This is a genomic window from Arthrobacter sp. SDR-2R, from assembly GCF_057747955.1.
Genome location: NZ_CM173231.1, coordinates 2,936,486 through 2,953,229, shown reverse-complemented (window position 1 = coordinate 2,953,229; position 16,744 = coordinate 2,936,486). Strand labels below are relative to the sequence as shown.

At 61.5% G+C, this 16,744-nt stretch carries 11 protein-coding genes and 1 pseudogene; 11 read left to right on the top strand and 1 reads right to left on the bottom strand.

Annotated elements, in window-relative coordinates; all coding sequences use genetic code 11:
• The first annotated feature begins 27 nt into the window (after positions 1 to 27).
• From AC3ANU_RS13665 to AC3ANU_RS13655, 3 genes are all read left to right on the top strand, one after another.
• Positions 28 to 3,495 (top strand): NAD-glutamate dehydrogenase domain-containing protein, encoded by a 3,468-nt coding sequence (locus AC3ANU_RS13665; protein ID WP_488314713.1) that lies wholly within the window; start codon positions 28 to 30, stop codon positions 3,493 to 3,495.
• Positions 3,496 to 3,880: 385 nt separating this feature from the next.
• The gene (locus AC3ANU_RS13660; protein WP_134164245.1) at positions 3,881 to 4,801 is read left to right on the top strand and encodes a hotdog domain-containing protein; all 921 of its coding nucleotides are present in this window, start codon (positions 3,881 to 3,883) and stop codon (positions 4,799 to 4,801) included.
• 309 nt (positions 4,802 to 5,110) lie between these two features.
• Positions 5,111 to 5,332, top strand: a complete 222-nt coding sequence (locus AC3ANU_RS13655; RefSeq protein WP_488314712.1) for a hypothetical protein — start codon at positions 5,111 to 5,113, stop codon at positions 5,330 to 5,332.
• 467 nt (positions 5,333 to 5,799) lie between these two features.
• Here the strand turns inward: AC3ANU_RS13655 and AC3ANU_RS13650 are convergent, their stop codons facing one another.
• On the bottom strand, positions 5,800 to 6,441 hold the full coding sequence (locus AC3ANU_RS13650) for a TetR/AcrR family transcriptional regulator (protein ID WP_488314711.1): 642 nt from the start codon (positions 6,439 to 6,441) through the stop codon (positions 5,800 to 5,802).
• A gap of 315 nt (positions 6,442 to 6,756) precedes the next feature.
• Between AC3ANU_RS13650 and AC3ANU_RS13645 the strand changes: the two genes are divergently transcribed.
• From AC3ANU_RS13645 to AC3ANU_RS13610, 8 genes and pseudogenes are all read left to right on the top strand, one after another.
• On the top strand, positions 6,757 to 7,980 hold the full coding sequence (locus AC3ANU_RS13645) for an MFS transporter (RefSeq protein WP_488314710.1): 1,224 nt from the start codon (positions 6,757 to 6,759) through the stop codon (positions 7,978 to 7,980).
• A gap of 32 nt (positions 7,981 to 8,012) precedes the next feature.
• Positions 8,013 to 10,685 (top strand): family 78 glycoside hydrolase catalytic domain, encoded by a 2,673-nt coding sequence (locus tag AC3ANU_RS13640; RefSeq protein ID WP_134164243.1) that lies wholly within the window; start codon positions 8,013 to 8,015, stop codon positions 10,683 to 10,685.
• A 46-nt stretch (positions 10,686 to 10,731) separates the two neighbouring features.
• Positions 10,732 to 11,964: a family 1 glycosylhydrolase gene (locus AC3ANU_RS13635; RefSeq protein WP_134164242.1), complete on the top strand. Its 1,233-nt coding sequence runs from the start codon at positions 10,732 to 10,734 to the stop codon at positions 11,962 to 11,964.
• Positions 11,961 to 12,782 (top strand): SDR family oxidoreductase, encoded by an 822-nt coding sequence (locus AC3ANU_RS13630; RefSeq protein ID WP_134164241.1) that lies wholly within the window; start codon positions 11,961 to 11,963, stop codon positions 12,780 to 12,782. The genes AC3ANU_RS13635 and AC3ANU_RS13630 overlap by 4 nt, the downstream gene beginning before the upstream one ends.
• 105 nt (positions 12,783 to 12,887) lie before the next feature.
• Entirely contained in the window at positions 12,888 to 13,949 is a 1,062-nt protein-coding gene (locus AC3ANU_RS13625; RefSeq protein ID WP_134164240.1) for a LacI family DNA-binding transcriptional regulator, read from the top strand.
• A 181-nt stretch (positions 13,950 to 14,130) separates the two neighbouring features.
• Positions 14,131 to 14,268: pseudogene (locus AC3ANU_RS13620) on the top strand (hypothetical protein); the annotation flags it as partial.
• Positions 14,269 to 14,271: 3 nt separating this feature from the next.
• Positions 14,272 to 14,781, top strand: a complete 510-nt coding sequence (locus tag AC3ANU_RS13615; RefSeq protein ID WP_488315977.1) for a TetR family transcriptional regulator C-terminal domain-containing protein — start codon at positions 14,272 to 14,274, stop codon at positions 14,779 to 14,781.
• A 352-nt stretch (positions 14,782 to 15,133) separates the two neighbouring features.
• Positions 15,134 to 16,672, top strand: coding sequence for an ABC transporter substrate-binding protein (locus tag AC3ANU_RS13610; RefSeq protein ID WP_488314709.1), 1,539 nt, complete (start codon positions 15,134 to 15,136; stop codon positions 16,670 to 16,672).
• Positions 16,673 to 16,744: the final 72 nt, after the last annotated feature.

Genomic DNA, 16,744 nt, shown 5'->3' with positions numbered 1-16,744 from the left:
CCAAGCAAGGATCAAAGAAGCTCCCCAATGCCGCACCTGACCGAAGATCAAGCCCGAAACCGCCCCCGCGAAGGCGAAGAAACACCACCACCTAACGCTGCTCCTGGCGGCATTTCGACGAACCTGGCCGACTGGGTCGCAGAATGGAATACCTCCTTCACGGCTGAGGCCCGCCGCGCCCTTGGAGCCGGCCAGGCAGATATTCTGACTCGCCGCTGGCTCGGGGCGATCCCGCTGTCCTACCGTGAAGTGTTCGGCGCCGCGGAAGCAGTCCGGGACTGCCTTGCCATTGAGGACTGGTCAGGTGCGGCCGGGGAGTACACCCTTAAGTTCTACCGCCCGGGAGCGGGCGAAGGCCGTCAACGGCTCAAAATCATCAGTCCGGTGGAACTGTCCCTGGAGGACCTTGTGCCGCCGTTCCGCGATCTGGGCATCGCCATCCTGGATGAGAGGCCATATCGGGTCGTCACGCAGGATGAGCGGCCGGCCTGGATCTACGACCTTGGCATTGACAGCGCCGACAGTGAAACCACCGGCGAAGGAAACCACGCCCAGATCGAACAAACGATCCGGGCAGTCTGGGCCGGAAAGACCGAGTCCGATGCCTTCCACGGCCTCATCACCGCGGTCGGTCTCTCTTACCGCGACGCTCTGCTGCTGCGCGCGTACTTCCGCTACCTTCGGCAGAGCGGGCTCGGGTTCTCATTGGAACGCGTCGCCCACGTGCTGGCAGGCCACGGCAACATCGCCGCGCGCTTGATCGCGTACTTTGACAGCCGCTTCAACCCGGGCAAAACCCCTGACAGCAGCGTGGCCCAGGCGAGGCTGACCGGCATCTTGGAAACCCTTGACGACATCACCGCCCGGGACGACGACAAGATCATCCGCTCCTATCTGGCAGCGATGAAGGCAACCGTCAGAACCAACTTCTACCAGCGCGGCCTCAATGCCGAACCCAAAGCCTACATCGTACTGAAACTTGCCTCCGGCGATCTGCCATTGCTGCCCGAGCCGCGCCCGGAACACGAAATCTGGGTGTATGCCGCCACAGTCGAGGGCATCCACCTGCGTTTTGGATCCATCGCACGGGGTGGCCTTCGCTGGAGTGACCGGCGGGAGGATTTCCGCACCGAGGCGCTCGATCTTGTAAAAGCACAGGTCGTCAAAAACGCCGTCATCGTGCCAACAGGGGCCAAGGGCTGCTTCTACGTCAAAGGTTCAGCAGGAACCGACCCCGCGAACGCCGGGCGGGAAGCCTACACAACTTTCATCAATGGTTTGCTGGACCTCACCGACAATGTGGTGGCCACAGGCGACGCGACGGTGATCCAGCCCCCGGTTGACGTCGTCAGGTATGACGCAGAGGACCCGTACCTCGTGGTCGCGGCAGATAAAGGTACCGCGCGCTTCTCGGACCTGGCCAACGCAGTCGCCGTCGAACGCGGATTCTGGCTCAACGACGCCTTCGCATCTGGGGGGACGGTCGGCTACGACCACAAAGCCATGGGCATCACCGCCAGAGGAGCGTGGGAGTCCGTGAAACGACACCTCATGGAAGCGGGCTTCCCATGGGATACAGCCGCGATTGACACCATCGGCATCGGCGACATGAGCGGTGACGTTTTCGGCAACGGCATGCTCTATACCGACAAAATCGCGCTGAAGGCTGCTTTCGACCACCGCCACATCTTCCTCGATCCAACCCCTGACCCGGCCCAGTCCTATGAGGAACGCTCACGTCTCTTCAACCTCGAACGTTCATCCTGGGACGAATATGACCGCACCAAACTCTCCGCTGGTGGGGGAGTGTTCTCCCGCCAGGCCAAACTCATCCGCATCTCACCCGAAGCGGCGCACGCCCTGCGGTATGAAGGACCCGTCACCCTCACACCCGAGGAGCTCATCAAGGCGATTCTGAAAGCCCAGGCGACCCTGCTGTTCAACGGGGGCGTCGGAACTTACGTCAAAGCCAGCCGCGAATCCCATGTTGACGTGATGGACAAGGTCAATGACTCCGTGCGCATCGACGCCAACGAGCTCAGGGTTGACATCGTCGGTGAAGGCGGAAATCTAGGAGTCACTCCCCGGGGTCGGATCGAGGCATCGTTGGCCGGGGTTCGGATCAATACCGACGCCGTCGACAACTCGGCGGGCGTGGACTGCTCTGATCATGAAGTGAACATCAAGATCCTGCTTGACTCCGCCGTAACCGCAGGGGACATCGCCGTATCCGAACGCGCAGGCCTCCTGCGCGCCATGACCGACGATGTGGCGAAATCGGTCCTTGCCAACAACTACGAGCAAAACTTCGCGCTCGGAACGACTGTCGACCACACCCAGTCCATGACACAGGTGTACCTGCGGGCAATAGACTTCATGGAAGCCAAAGGCCGCCTTCACCGTGAGTTGGACACCATGCCCAGCAATGAGGAAGTCCTTCGCCGGCTGGACAGCGGAAAGAGCCTAACCCGGCCTGAGATCTGCTTGCTCCTCGCCCACATGAAATCGTCATTGAGCCAGGAAATCCTCGCCAGCACCATACCCGACGAAGCGTGGGCCCAACAGGAACTTGAGGAGTACTTCCCTGACCAGCTTCTGCAAAAAGGCCGTAAGCACCTCCAAGGCCATCCCCTGAAGAGGGAGATCATCGCGACCTCCCTGGCAAACAGGATCCTCAACCACTCAGGCATCACATTCGTGTTCCGCCTGTGCGAGGAAACGGGTGCCAGTGAAGCAGACGCGGTTAGGGCATATTTCATATCTGCCGGAATCTGGAACCAGCCAGCCTTCTTCAGCTATATCCGAGGACTGGACGGCAAGGTCCCGGCCATCGTGCAGGAGCGGATGGACCGCATGATGCGGCGCCTGCTCGACCGATCAAGCAGGTGGTTCCTCAAACACCAGACCGAAACTCTCGACGTCCTGGCGGAGATCGAAAAATACCGGCGTCCGGTGGAAAAACTGTCGGCTCAGCTGGAGGCGCTTCTGCATCCTGGCCAGGTTCAGGGGATCGAGGAAAGCGCCGCCGAACTCAAGGCCAGGGGAGTGCCAGAGGATTTTGCGCGGCAGAGTGCAGCGCTGCTCTACCAGTACCCATTGCTGGACATAGCTGATGCAGCGGCGGCAACAGGTGTTGTTCCGTCCCTGCTCGCCACCACGTACTTTGATCTCTTCGAGCAAATCGAAGGCAGCCGCCTGCTGAGCAGGATTGATTCGCTGCCTCGCAACGACCCTTGGGAAACTATGGCACGGGCTGCCCTGCGCGAGGATTTCTATGATGTCCTTTCCAGTGCCTCCGTCGCGCTGGCCCTACCCCAGGCGGTCAGCTCGACCCAGGTGACCCATCTGGTCATTGAAAACCGGCTCAGGCTGATCTCGGACGCCCTCTCAGAACTCAGCGCCAGCGAAACAGCAACGAACAGGGACTTTGAAATCCTCACCATCGTCCTGCGTGCCCTGCGGAGCTTGCGCACCGCAGCCTTTACGACACGCTGAGCGGGCCGCCTCCACCACAAAAAGACCAAAAACATAACCAGGACCAGGACCAGGACTCTTGCCACGCACAGCACCCGCCAAACCAGCAAGGAACCGAACCATGCCCCAAGGCGCGCCGGCCGAGGCATGCGACCCTGACTGCCACTACCGCCGGGCGCCCGAGACAGACTAAACCAACCGGGGATCCCGCCCATCAACGTTGGCCCACCTCCATGATGGGCCAACGCTTTCAACACCTCCAGCACGTGCCATCCGCGCCCATCTCAGCCGCTCTGGCTGACCGGCCACGAGAACGGACAAGACCATCACTGCCAGCACAACAACCCCCGACCGGCCGGCCGCAGAAGACCAGCTGACGCTGCGCTTCCTTACCTCACCCCAAGACATGGACCACACCGGTATGCATGTGCAGGCAGGCCGCGTTCTTGAATGGATAGACCGGGCCGGCTACGCCTGCGCCGCTGCCTGGAGTACTAGCTATTGCGTCACCGCATATGTCGGAAACGTCCACTACGACGGGAACATAGGCCCCGGCGATGTGGTCGAGGTCGACGCCAAAGTCATCCACACCGGCAGCTCCAGCATCCACGTCTTGGTTTCCGTACACGCCCGGGGACTCCAGGAGTCAGAATTCAGCCGCGCCATGCACTGCATCCTGGTACTCGTCGCCGTGAACGAACAGGGCAGACCACACCGCGTCAGGCCCTGGAAACCTCAAAGCCTCGAAGACTCCGCACGGCAGAAACTCGCCTTGGAACGAATACCGGTGCGGACCCGGATCAAAGACGCAATGCTGGCCGAGCAGTACTCCGAAGAAGGCACCGCATCCAGAAGCACCCTCAGGTTCGTTGCCGGGTCTGACACCGCGAACTGGGCAGGGAACGCCCACGGCGGGACCGTCATGCGGTGGATCCACGAGGCAGCTGCAACCTGTGCCGTGCTCTGCAGCCCAGAAGGGGTGCATGCCACATACTCGGGAGGCATCCACTTCCACCACCCAATACGCATCGGAGACATCGTCGAAGTTGATGCCCGTGCCATCCTGGTCAACGGCCGCGACATCCACATCAGCATCCTCGTGAGGTCAGCCCCTCAACAGGGTCCAGACAAACTCTCCCTGACCACACGATGCATGATGATCTTTACGGTCGACGAGCGCCAGACTGTTCCAACGGCAATCCCCGAACAAACAGCGGAAGATCGGAGGCTGGCCGCCCATGCAAGAGAAATCATCAGACTCCGTAGCGAACTAACCAGAATAGGCGATCATCTTCTTCGCGCAGCAAAGGAGCACTGTCAAGAGTAGGGCAAAAGCATTTCAAGGGCCGAAGCTTCAACAGAACCGGTTGCAGAGTCGGAAATGGTAAAACAGTCATCCCTCTGGTTAACCCAGGCGTATGGAGCGCGAAAAAGAGATGACCACTCCCACCCCCAACTGGTCGACGCTTGGCCGCCAAGACACAATTCAGGTAATTTCGCCTAACCTCCCGGCCATCCCCGGCACGGTTAACATGACCGCAGCAGACCGAAGCATCCTTTGGATGATAAGACGCGGCAAAGACCCGGGTGCCGCCTGAAGGCACAAAAGCTTTGGCGAAAAAGATAAGAAAGAGCAATGATTCAAAACCTTGGCACGATCTGCCGCGTTACGACGACGGACGCCTCCCAAGTTGACGATCTTCTGAACTCGGCTGTCAGCAAAGTCATCCCCGATGCCCTCGATCTGAAACATGGCATCAGAGTAACCCGACGAGGACCGGGAAAATACACTGTCGAAACCGCTGCGGATGTCGCCTGCGGGTACACCGTTTATGAGGACCGTTCTAATGACGACTGAGACTTGGTCCATCCGCGGACGACCGGGCCAAAGAAGAGAGTCGCTTCTGTACCGGCCCTGAAATCGCCCAGGGCAAGCGCTAAAAGGTGAACCCCTTGGCACAGCCTCCCGCCCCTTGCAACCTGCGTGGCTCTGAGTCCCATCTGACGACATTCGGGTGGACGCAACTCTACGGTTCTTGGCCCACACGCACTGACCCCGCCAGAAGAGCAGCCTGAACCTTAGCGTCGGAGCCCCCGTTACGGCACCTGCGGCGGTTGAAGTGCAGTTTGCCGCCCCGTGCGGAACGAAACATTCACACATTCTTCGGCGGTGCCCGTGTCCCGTGCCTTGGTTTTGGCCGGACGTCGGCAGACGGTTTGTCCCGCGTCATCCGACTCCCGACAGAGCCTTGGTTTTAGCTCGCCGTCCGTGCGCCGAACTCTCCCGTCGGTATCAATCAGCTCCCCGAGCGGGTATTCCTTGGATCAATCGGACTGACTTTGGGTTTGCTCTGGTGAGGCGATGAACTGCATGAGGGTGTCCATGAGGTGCAGTGTCGCCCGTTGCGGGTCGAGGAGGAACTGTATCCGGAGGCCGTCGACCATCGCCATCACCATGGTCACTTTGTCGTCTGCGCTGAGTTCCTTACTGTCCTGCGTGGTCGCGAGTCTCTTGCTCGTGAAGTGTTGGCGCATGCGTTCTCGGCGGGCGATGAAGAAATCGTGCGCGGGGTGGTTGGGGTTTGTTGCTGCGATGGTGATGGCCAGCCAGTTCCGCAGCTGTTCAGGGTGGGCAAATTCCTCCTGAAGGATGTTGCTCATGACCTTTTCCTTGGGCACCTTGGATTCAAGGATCCGTCGGGCGAATTCCTCATCGTCGGCGTCGCGCTGGGCGAGGGCTGACAGCAGAAGATCATCCTTCGTGGCGAAGTGGCGGAGCAATGCGGCGTGGGTCAAGTTTGCCCGGGCAGCAATATCCCGCAGGGATGCCCTTTCGTAGCCATGCTCGGCGAAGCTTGCTGAAGCGGCCCTGACGATCTCCGTCCGTCGTGCGGGCGTTGACGCGTACGGGCCGCGCCGTCGTGGGGCTGCCTTCATCTCGTTCTCTTGCTCTGCAGTCGTGGTCACGAAGATCGTCTCATTTCTGATGCTCGCTATTCCGTGGTGAGGGTATTGCCAATTGTAACCATCGTGACTACTATTTCTCGAAGACTAACCATAATGGTTACTATTTACTTGGCTTTCGACACCGTTGTCGTCCGGAGTCCGCGTTGCCGCAGGGCTGAAAGCCATTCGATTAAGGAGTCATAGGTGACTACGAACGAACAAGAGGCTTCTCGTTTCGCTGGCGGCGTTGCGGCCGCGCAGCCGGTGCCCGGAAACCAAAATCCCGGCGAAGCCTCCGACGGTGTTAGGGCCCTCCCCGAGGAACCTCAGTCACCTGTGAGCAGGAGTTACATTCTTTGGCTGATGCTCGCCAGCTTCGGCGCATCCATCGCCATGATGGTGCCCCTCTCGTATGGCATCGCGGTGCGGATCAGCGAACTGGCTCCAGGCCATGAAGAGGTGCTGGGTTACATCACCGGCACGGCCCAATTGATTTATCTGGTCATCAGCCCGATGGTGGGAATCTGGAGTGACCGGATGCGGTCCGGTTTTGGCCGCCGTACCCCGTTCATCTTCCTGGGGACGGGCATCGGTCTGGCGGGTCTGGTCGTGATGGGGCTTGCCCCGAACCTGATGATCGTCGGAGCGGGCTGGGTCTTGGGCATGTCCGGCTGGTCCATTTCCGGCGCCGCGATCCAGAACTTGATGGCCGATAAGCTGCCGGAGCAACAGCGTGGAAAGGTCTCTGCACTCACGGGGCTCATGACTCAGATCGCGCCCGTCCTGGGTATCGGGGTGGCCTACGCCGTTTCGTCGAACACCTTGCTGGTCTTCGTTATCCCTGGCGTGATTGGCGCGGTGCTCCTGGCTCTGCTTCCGATCATCAAGCCCGAGGGCAGCTCGAAGGACCTTGCCGTAACTTCGCAGGTTACTGCGAAGTCGGTGGTGGCCAGCTACGGCTTCAACGTGCGCAGGTACCCCGACTTTGCTTGGAACTGGCTGGGCCGGTTCGTGTTCTTCATGGGGTTGTACTTCAACACCACGTTCGGCACCTTCTTTTACGCACAGCGCCTCAACCTCCCCGTCCGGGAAGTGGCCGGGGTCGTGGCCACCATCGGGATGCTGGGCGTGGTCGCTGCCGCGGCCGGCGCTCTGCTGGGCGGTTTCCTGTCCGACAAACTGCGGCGCCGCCGCCTGTTCGTGGTGATCTCCGCGGTCCTCTTTGTCGGGGGAGCCTTGGCGGAGGCAACCGCATGGTCCTTGCCCCAGCTGATCATCGGCGCGGTGCTCATGCAGACCTCGATCGCAGTGTTCGCAACAGTTGACCAAGCCATTATTTTCGCGATCCTGCCCGACCGCACCGAAACTGGCCGCTACATGGCGGTGGTGGCCTTCGCACAGAAGATCCCCAGCGCAGTAGCACCCCTCATCGCGTCCGTGGTTATCACGCTCGGCGCCATCGGGGCGGAGAAGAACTACACGCTCCTTTACCTCAGCGGCGCCGTCTTGGCCCTGCTGGGCGGCACAGTGATCGCACTCAAGGTCAAATCAGTCCGGTAGCACCGGCTGCACCAAGGAAGAAGGAACCACCCATGGGCGCAGTGCCTTACGATCTTGCCGTCGACAGCGGTGGAGACCAGTTCCCCGTCACGGGACCTGCCCCCCGGCTGTCATGGAAGACTCCGGCGGCTACCACCGCTCCGTACGAACTCGAATCGACCATCGACGGCGTACCCCAGCCCACCATGACGACGGACCAGCGACTGTACGTCTTCTGGCCCTGGCGGCCTCTTCGCAGCGGACAGCGGGTCCAGTGGCGGGTTCGGGCAGCAGCCTCGGATGACTGGTCTGATTGGTCCGCTTTCGAAGCCGGACTGCTGGACGCAGACTGGACCGCATCCTGGATCTCCCCGGCTGAGCCGGTGGACCCGGGCTACGGCCACCGGCCCGCACACATCCTCAGTACCCACTTCGACTTGCCGGTTGAGGTGAAATCAGCCCGGCTTTACGCCACAGCCCTCGGCGTCTACACGGCGTTTGTCAACGGCGAGCGGGCAGGTACCGCGGAACTTTCCCCTGGGTCGACGTCGTATGACCGCACACTATACGCGCAGGCTTTCGACGTGGCGTCCTCACTGGTGCCGGGGCACAACCAGGTGGATTTTGAGCTGTCCGATGGCTGGTACCGCGGTCAGGTCGGCGCGTTCCGGCTGCCCGCCGGCTGGGGCACCACCCTCGGGACACGCGCAGAACTGCATATCGAACTCAGCGACGGAACCCGCCGGGTGATCCTCACGGATGGCACCTGGACGAGCGCCTCCTCGACCACGACCCGCGCCGACTTGATGGATGGTCAAAGCGTTGACTTCCGCAAGCCTGCTCAACCAACGTCAAAAGTACTCGTCGGCCAGGTAGAGACACCACCCATCGACTGGTCACCGGCACCGCCGGTCCGAGTCATTGACTCCCGCCCGCCGGAACACATTTCTGAGATCAGGCCGGGTGTATGGGTGGCCGACTTCGGCCAGAACGCGTCCGGCTGGATCCGCCTCGGGAACCTCGGACCAGACGGCACGCGCACCGTGATCGAGTACGGCGAACACCTCGGCCCGGACGGTGACCTCTCAACCTCCCACCTTGATTCCCGCCGGCCGGGAGAACCGATACGAGTCTTCCTGCAGCGTGATGAAGTGACAGCCGGACCCTCCGCCGCAGTGTTCGAACCCCGGCACACGGTCCACGGCTTCCAATACGCCCGCATCAGCCGTGACGGAGCCACCTTGGATCCGTCGACGCTGAGCATGCAGGTGGTTCATACGGACCTTCGCCGGACCGGAGACTTCTCGTGCAGCAACGAGGACGTGAACCGCCTGCACAGCATCGGGGAATGGAGCTTCCTCGGGAACGCCGTCGACGTCCCGACCGACTGCCCCACCCGGGAACGGTTGGCCTGGACGGGGGACTACCAGGTGTTCATTTCCACCGCCACCAGATTGCGGGACGTGCTCGGGTTCAGCCGGAAATGGCTGAGGTCCGTGCGCGACGACCAGCTTGAGGACGGACGGATCACCAACTTTTCCCCCGACGGTCGCCGCATTAAAAAAAACCTCGATGACCAGTTCGCAATGATGACCGGGTCTGCCGGGTGGGGGGACGCGATCGTCGCGGTTCCCTGGGCCCTTTATGAGGAGTACGGGGACGAGGCGGTTCTCGCCGAGAACTGGGACGCCATGACCCGGTGGGTCCAATGGGCCCTCGACAAGGCACGCACCAGCCGCCACCACACCCGGGCCCAGACGGCTTCCGAACCGGAACCCTTCGAGGAGTACCTCTGGGACGGTACCTTCCACTGGGGCGAATGGACCGAACCGAAAAAGCGCGACGCCAGCGGGAAACTGATCGACCCCGTCCAGGACAACCCGATGGCCTGGTTCATGGAAGACAAGGGCGAGGTCGGCACCGCGTACCTCTACCGGTCCGCGGCAACACTTTCCCGGGCAGCCCACGTTCTGGGACGGACGGAAGAGGCAGCCACGTATGCGGCCGTTGCGGAGTCCGTCCGGCAGGCATGGCAGGCCGCCTACCTTCGCGAGGACGGCACCACTGCCGCGGACAGCCAGGCCAGCTATGTCCGGGCGCTCTCATTCGACCTCCTGCCCGACGTAGCCCGCGCCACTGCCGCCAACCGCCTCGTCGAGCTGATCCGGTACGCGGACACACATGTGGGAACGGGTTTCCTCTCCACGGGGGACCTCCTGCCGGTGCTCGTTGAGGCCGGCCGTGAGGACGTCGCGTACGAGCTGCTCCTGCAGAGCAGTTCGCCGTCGTGGCTGTACATGGTAGACAAGGGCGCCACCACCATCTGGGAATCCTGGGAAGGCATCGACCACGAGGGCAACGCCCACGATTCCCTGAACCACTACAGCAAGGGCACCGTTCTCCGATTCCTCCACGAATACACGCTCGGCCTGCGGCAGGATTCCGGATCGGTGGCCTGGCGGTCCATCGTCATCGCCCCAACCCCTGGTCCAAGCCTCACGTGGGCTCGCGGATCGCACGAAACGCCAAACGGGACGATCAGCGTTCACTGGCAGCTCGACGGTGACGAAATACGTATCGACGCCGACATACCCGCGGGCACTACCGCCCGCATCGTCTTCCCCAACGGCACCGAATACGCCGCTGGCCCCGGCAGGTTTCGTGCCGCCGGCGCTTTCGCGCAAACAAGCACAGCAGACCCGCGCCGCTCAGCGGCAACAGTTTGAAAACTGCCCCCGACAGGGCGGCACGACACTTAACGAAGAGGATGATATGGCTACTTTCCCCGACGGCTTCCTATGGGGCGCCGCAACTGCCGGCCACCAAATTGAAGGCAACAACGTGAACAGCGACTGGTGGGCCCGAGAACTGACCATGCCCGGCATGGAACTCTCCGGCGACGCCTGCGACAGCTACCACCGCCACCGGGAGGACATCGCGCTCCTCGCCGACGCCGGCCTGACGTCCTACCGGTTCAGCCTCGAATGGTCCCGGATCGAACCGGTCCCCGGGCACTTCTCCAAGGCCGAGCTCGCCCACTACCGCCGCATGATCGAGTACTGCTTCGAGCGGAACGTTACGCCGGTGGTCACCCTGCAGCACTTCACCACTCCGCAATGGTTCGCGAACGACGGCGGCTGGCTGGCACCGGATGCCTCCGAAAAGTTCCAGCGCTACGTCACCGCAGCCACGGGCATCCTGGAGGGCGTCAAGTGGGTGGTGACTATGAACGAGCCGAACATGCAGGCGGCCATCATGACCGCCATGCGTCGGATGCAGCAGACCCAAGGAGCCCAATGGCAAAGCCCCACCGTTGAAGGTGAAGGCGAGCAGAAACAGTCGCACGGTGAATTCCTCACGTACGCGGATCCCGAAATCGGCCGCACCTTCACCGCGATCCACCATGCCGCCCGGGACATCATTCGGGCACGCACCACCGCCAAGGTCGGATGGACCATCGCCGCCGGAGCCCTCACCCCGGCCCCCGGCGGGGAGGAAAAGCTCCGTGAAATCCGGTACGGCAAAGAGGACGTCTACTGGGAGGGCAGCCGCGGCGACGACTTCGTTGGCGTCCAGGCCTACTCCAGCCAGGAAGTGGACGCCAACGGCCTCGTCCCGCACCCGCCCCGCCCCGACAACACCCTGGTCGGCACGGCCTACCGCCCCGACGCACTCAGCATGGCTGTCCGCCACGCCTGGGACATCACCGAAGGCGTTCCCGTCCTTGTCACCGAGAACGGGATCGCGACCGCCGATGACAACCAAAGGATCCGCTACACCACCGAAGCACTCGCCGGCCTTCACGAAACCATCGCTGAAGGAATCGACGTGCGCGGCTACCTTCACTGGTCACTCCTGGACAACTTCGAATGGGGACACTGGGAGCCCACCTTCGGCCTGGTATCCGTCGACAGGGACTCCTTCACCCGCACCCCCAAACCAAGCCTCGCCTGGCTCGGCCGCGTGGCCCAGCACAACGAACTGGGCGCCGGGGTCCGCTCATGACAACCGCCTTCGCGGACGTGTCCGCAACACCACTGGCAAACCTCCTTTCACTGGCCGGCCGGAACGCCGTCGTCACGGGCGGGGCGCAAGGGCTCGGAAAAGCGATCGCGCTCCGGCTTGCAGAAGCCGGTGCCAACATCCTCATCGGCGACATCAACGCCGAACGGGCCCAGGCCAGTGCCGACGATATTGCTGCCCGCTTCCCGGTGCGCTCACTGGGGGCAGCCATGGACGTTACCGACTCACAATCGGTCGGCGCCGCCGCTAAAACAGCATCCGAAGAATTTGATGGCATCGATATCTGGGTGAACAACGCCGGAATCTTTCCCAGCCTTCCGATCCTGGCAACACCGGACGGCACCTGGGAACAGGTCTTCGCCGTGAACACCCGCGGCGTCTTCAACGGGTCCCGGGAAGCAGCACGGCACATGACCGGCGACAACCGCGGCGGGGTGATCATCAACATCGTCTCCACCGCAGGATTCACCGGGACAGCTCCCGGGCTCTCCGCCTACGTCGGATCCAAACACGCCGTCCGCGGAATGACCAAACAGATGGCCCTCGAATTCGCGCCCCTCGGAATCCGCGTCCTCGGCGTCGCACCCACCTTCGTTCCCACCGAGGGCAATATGGCCGCGGCAGCAGCACACGCGCCACACGAAGACTCCGGCCAAACCATGGCGGTGATGACCAACAGCCTCATCGGCCGCATGGGCACCCCGGATGACATCGCGCGCGTCGTCCTCTTCTGCGCAAGCGACCTGTCAACCATCATGACCGGCAGCACACTCCTCGCCGACGCAGGACAAACCATCTGATACCAGAAAACCACTCGGAGAAGAATTGTATGACCGCCATGGAACCGGACTTCTGCTCTTCGCGCGGCCGCCTAAATACCGCCTTCAGGAAAGCCCCATTGTGCTATGACCCCTGACCACGGAAAAGAGGTCGATCGAACGCAGGTGAAAGCGCTTAAGGCGAGTGGGGGCGGGGGATCATCGTCGGTAACAATATACGATATTGCTAAATTGGCAGGCGTAAATCCATCAACGGTTTCCCGAGCACTTAATAAGCCCGGCCGGGTCAGTCTGAAAACACAGAAACTCGTCGAGGACGCGGTTCAAGAATTGGACTTCCGCGCGAACCCTTTTGCTCGTGCACTTCAGTCCGGGCAGACCAAAAACTTGGGATTGATCGTCGCTGATATTACCAATCCAACGTTCTTCGAAATTATCCGGGGTGCGGCAAAGTCTGCTGCCGGGCAGGATTACACCCTGGTGCTTGCCGAATCGGACGAGTCCGGGGTCGCGGAATTGACGGCGGCGCGCCGCATGCTTGGAACTGTGGATGGCGTCATCCTCGCCAGTCCCCGCATGGAAGACGAGGACATTCGGGGTCTTGCCCGTGACAAGCATGTCGTGGTGATCCACCGGGAGATTCAGGGCGTCACCTGCGTTGTCCCGGATACAGCAAAGGGGATAGGCCAAGCTGTCCGGGCCCTGGCCTCCCATGGCCATAAGAAGCTGGTGTATGTTGCCGGTCCTCCCCGCTCCTGGATGTCTGACCGCCGGTGGGAGGGAATTCAGGCGGCGTGTGAGTGGTCGAAGCTGGCGGCCACACGGCTGGAGTCGACGAAGCCCACTCTGGAAGGTGGCCGTCGGGCCGCCCGGGCGGTGTTGGAAAGCGGTGCCACTGCTGTCATGACCTATAACGATCTCCTGGCCATAGGGTTGATGCAGGAGCTGCAGGCTGCGGGAATCCTGGTGCCCGATGCCCTGAGCATCGTGGGGTTTGATGACATCTTTGGCGCCGACTTCACCACCCCGGCCTTGACGACCATTCGCTCTCCCTTGGGCGAATGTGGTTCTCTGGCGACCCGGCTGATGCTGGACCTCCTGGGTGGATCTCAAGGCGAGACCCAAACACTCCTCGCTGAAACGGAGCTGGTCCTGCGCGGCTCCAGTGGGCGCCTCCTGGCAGCATAGGGTTCGCTCGGGCTGCCGCGGTCAGGAAGGTATGCAGCTGGCGAACGCCGGCGTCGTCATTCGAACGCCATTTCTGAGTACGGTTCTGTTTTTAGCTTCAGAGGTACTTTTCCGTGCGGTGTATCTGGATTGGAAGCGGATAACTATAGTGTGCTGCTCGGTTTTCCGATAATATTCAGCTATGGAGTCGACGACGCGGACGCGAAAGCCTTACGCCAAGACAGTTGAACGGCGGTCGGCAATTGCGCGTGCCGCCCTGAACATCGTTCTTGAGAAGGGTCATCGCGCCCTCACGACGTCCGAAGTTGCGTCCCGTTCCGGTATGAGCGAGACCGCAATGCTGTACCACTTCCCTACGCGTGATCACATCCTCGTTGCGGCCATGGAGTTGGCCAATCAGGACAGCCGGGCCTTGCTGACGCAGCAGTTCCTGGGCAGTGACGGGCAAAGGCATGAGTGGCCTTCGCGGGCGCTTGCGGGACTTAGCTCGGAGGATCGTGCCGTGACGCGGCTCTTCTTCGCGCTCAGCGCCGAAGCGGTGAACCCCGACCATCCGGCACACAACTTCCTCAAAGACCACCAGGAGCGCGCAGTTGCCGAGTTCGCCAAGGGTATCCAAAGGCGGCAGGCCGACGGTTTTGCACTGCCGGGCTTGGATCCTCAGGTCGTCGCCCGCCAGGTGGTGGCCGTTTGGAGCGGGCTGCGCTTGCAATGGCTGATCAATCCCACCTTCGACGTGGCGTCGGAAGTTTCTCAAGCGTTTAAAGCACTGACGGGGCAGCCCGTAATGGAAGCTCAGCGAAAAATTACAGAGGTAATATCCCAAATCTAGTATTTTCATGCCCTGCTGGTGCAATTGGGGCACCCAGTTAACCCGGCCGGTCAACCTTAGCCGTTGCCATAATTCTCCAATATTTCTTCTGGTGGCCTGCGCTGCGCCGTGCAAATGCGCGACTTGTGGGCTGTTTTGCTGCGCCCAATTAATCTTTTGGGCACTGTTTATGACACGGAAACAAATTTGCTGAAATTTGTTGTCAACCGATTGTCTTAAAGATCTTTGAATGCTTTCATTGTGATGCGGCTCACCACAAATTCCATGATCCGACTTTGGTCCACAAATACGCACTGTCCTTACACCCCAAATGACAAAGGAGTCTCCCGACATGATTTCCATCTTGTCCCGAGTGAAATCGCTGACACGCGCGGCGTCCGCCGGAACGGCTGTTGCTGCGCTGCTGGCGACCGCGGCCTGCTCATCGCCCGCCGCTGACTCGTCCCCGCAGCAGGCACCGTCCCGTGATCAAGAGCTGAGCATTGCCGTGCAGGCGCCGCCGGCGTCCCTGGACCCATCACAACTTGCCGAGGGGCAGCAGTCCTACGTGTGGGCGTCGATCTTCGACACACTGCTGATGGTTGACAAGAACGGAAAGGTCCAGCCCAACGCGGCTGAAAGCTGGAAATACTCGGATGACCTGCGCACCTTGACCCTCAAACTTCGTGGCGACCTGAAGTTCAGTACCGGGGCTCCGGTGACGTCCAAGGACGTTGTCGCCACCCTCGAACGCACACGGACCACTCCTGGCCAGCAGCAGTCCAAGCTTGCAAAAGTGACATCCGTTTCGGCGCCCGACGCTTCAACAGTTGTTCTTCAACTGTCCTCACCGGAGCCGTCCCTGTTGAACTACCTGGCACAGGCGACGGGCGTCATCGGGGATGCTCAATCATTGTCCTCGGCAACAACGAAGCTTCGCCCGACCGGGTCGGGTCCCTACGTGTTGTCCGACGCCACAACTGACGGTACCGAGTACGTCATGGAGCGGCGTGACGACTATTGGAACGCGGCAGCATTCCCCTTCAAAACGGTCAAGGTGAAGGTCATCGCGGACCGGACCGCACAATACAACGCGCTCCAGGCAGGCGAAGTCAAAGCGGCTCTGATCCAGGCTCCGCAGCGGAAACAGGCCGAAGGCGCCGGGTTCACGGTGAAGGAGGTGCAGGCTACTGCTGCCCTCATGCTGGTCCTGGCTGACCGGAAGGGCGAACTCGTCCCGGCACTGGCAGATGAGAGGGTCCGACAGGCCATCAACTTGGCCTTTGACCGGGAGCAGATCGTGAAAGCGCTCCTGAACGGCGTCGGCAAACCGACGGACCAGGTATTCAACCCCAACGGGGACGCATACAACTCCGCCCTCGAGGGCACCTATGGGTTCGATATGGAGAAGGCGCGCAAACTTCTCGCAGAGGCCGGCTACCCGGACGGGTTCTCGATGACGATGCCCAGCACCGTCGTCTCGCAGAACTTTGAGCCCGTCATCACCCAGGCATTGGCTGACATCTGGATCAAGGTCACGTGGGAGCCGGTACCCCCGCAGAACACCGCCGCGTCCGTTGCCTCCAAAAAGTATCCCGCCGTGCTCTGGTTTGCGGGCCTGAACGAAGCGGGCCGGGAAGTGGGGGACATGTACACCCCCCAGGCGTTCCTGAACCCCTTCAAGTGGGAGGACCCTGCATTCGACAAGTTGCTCCAGGACGTCGCCAACGAGCCAAATGACAGCGCACGAGCGGACCTCTACAAAAAGATCAGCGAATACACCGTCAAGCACGCGCTGAACGCCCCTATCGCCTATGTCGGCACCCTCTGGGCGACCGCCCCCGGCGTCGACTTCCTCCCCTCGGTGGTCGTTTTGCCTACCGTCCGTGACTTCGCGGTATCGGGCCACTAGCTTCACAACCTGGCAAGGCCCGGCGCGGGCCGGGCCTTGCCAGCCATCCCTCGTTTCCGTCACCCCCACCAC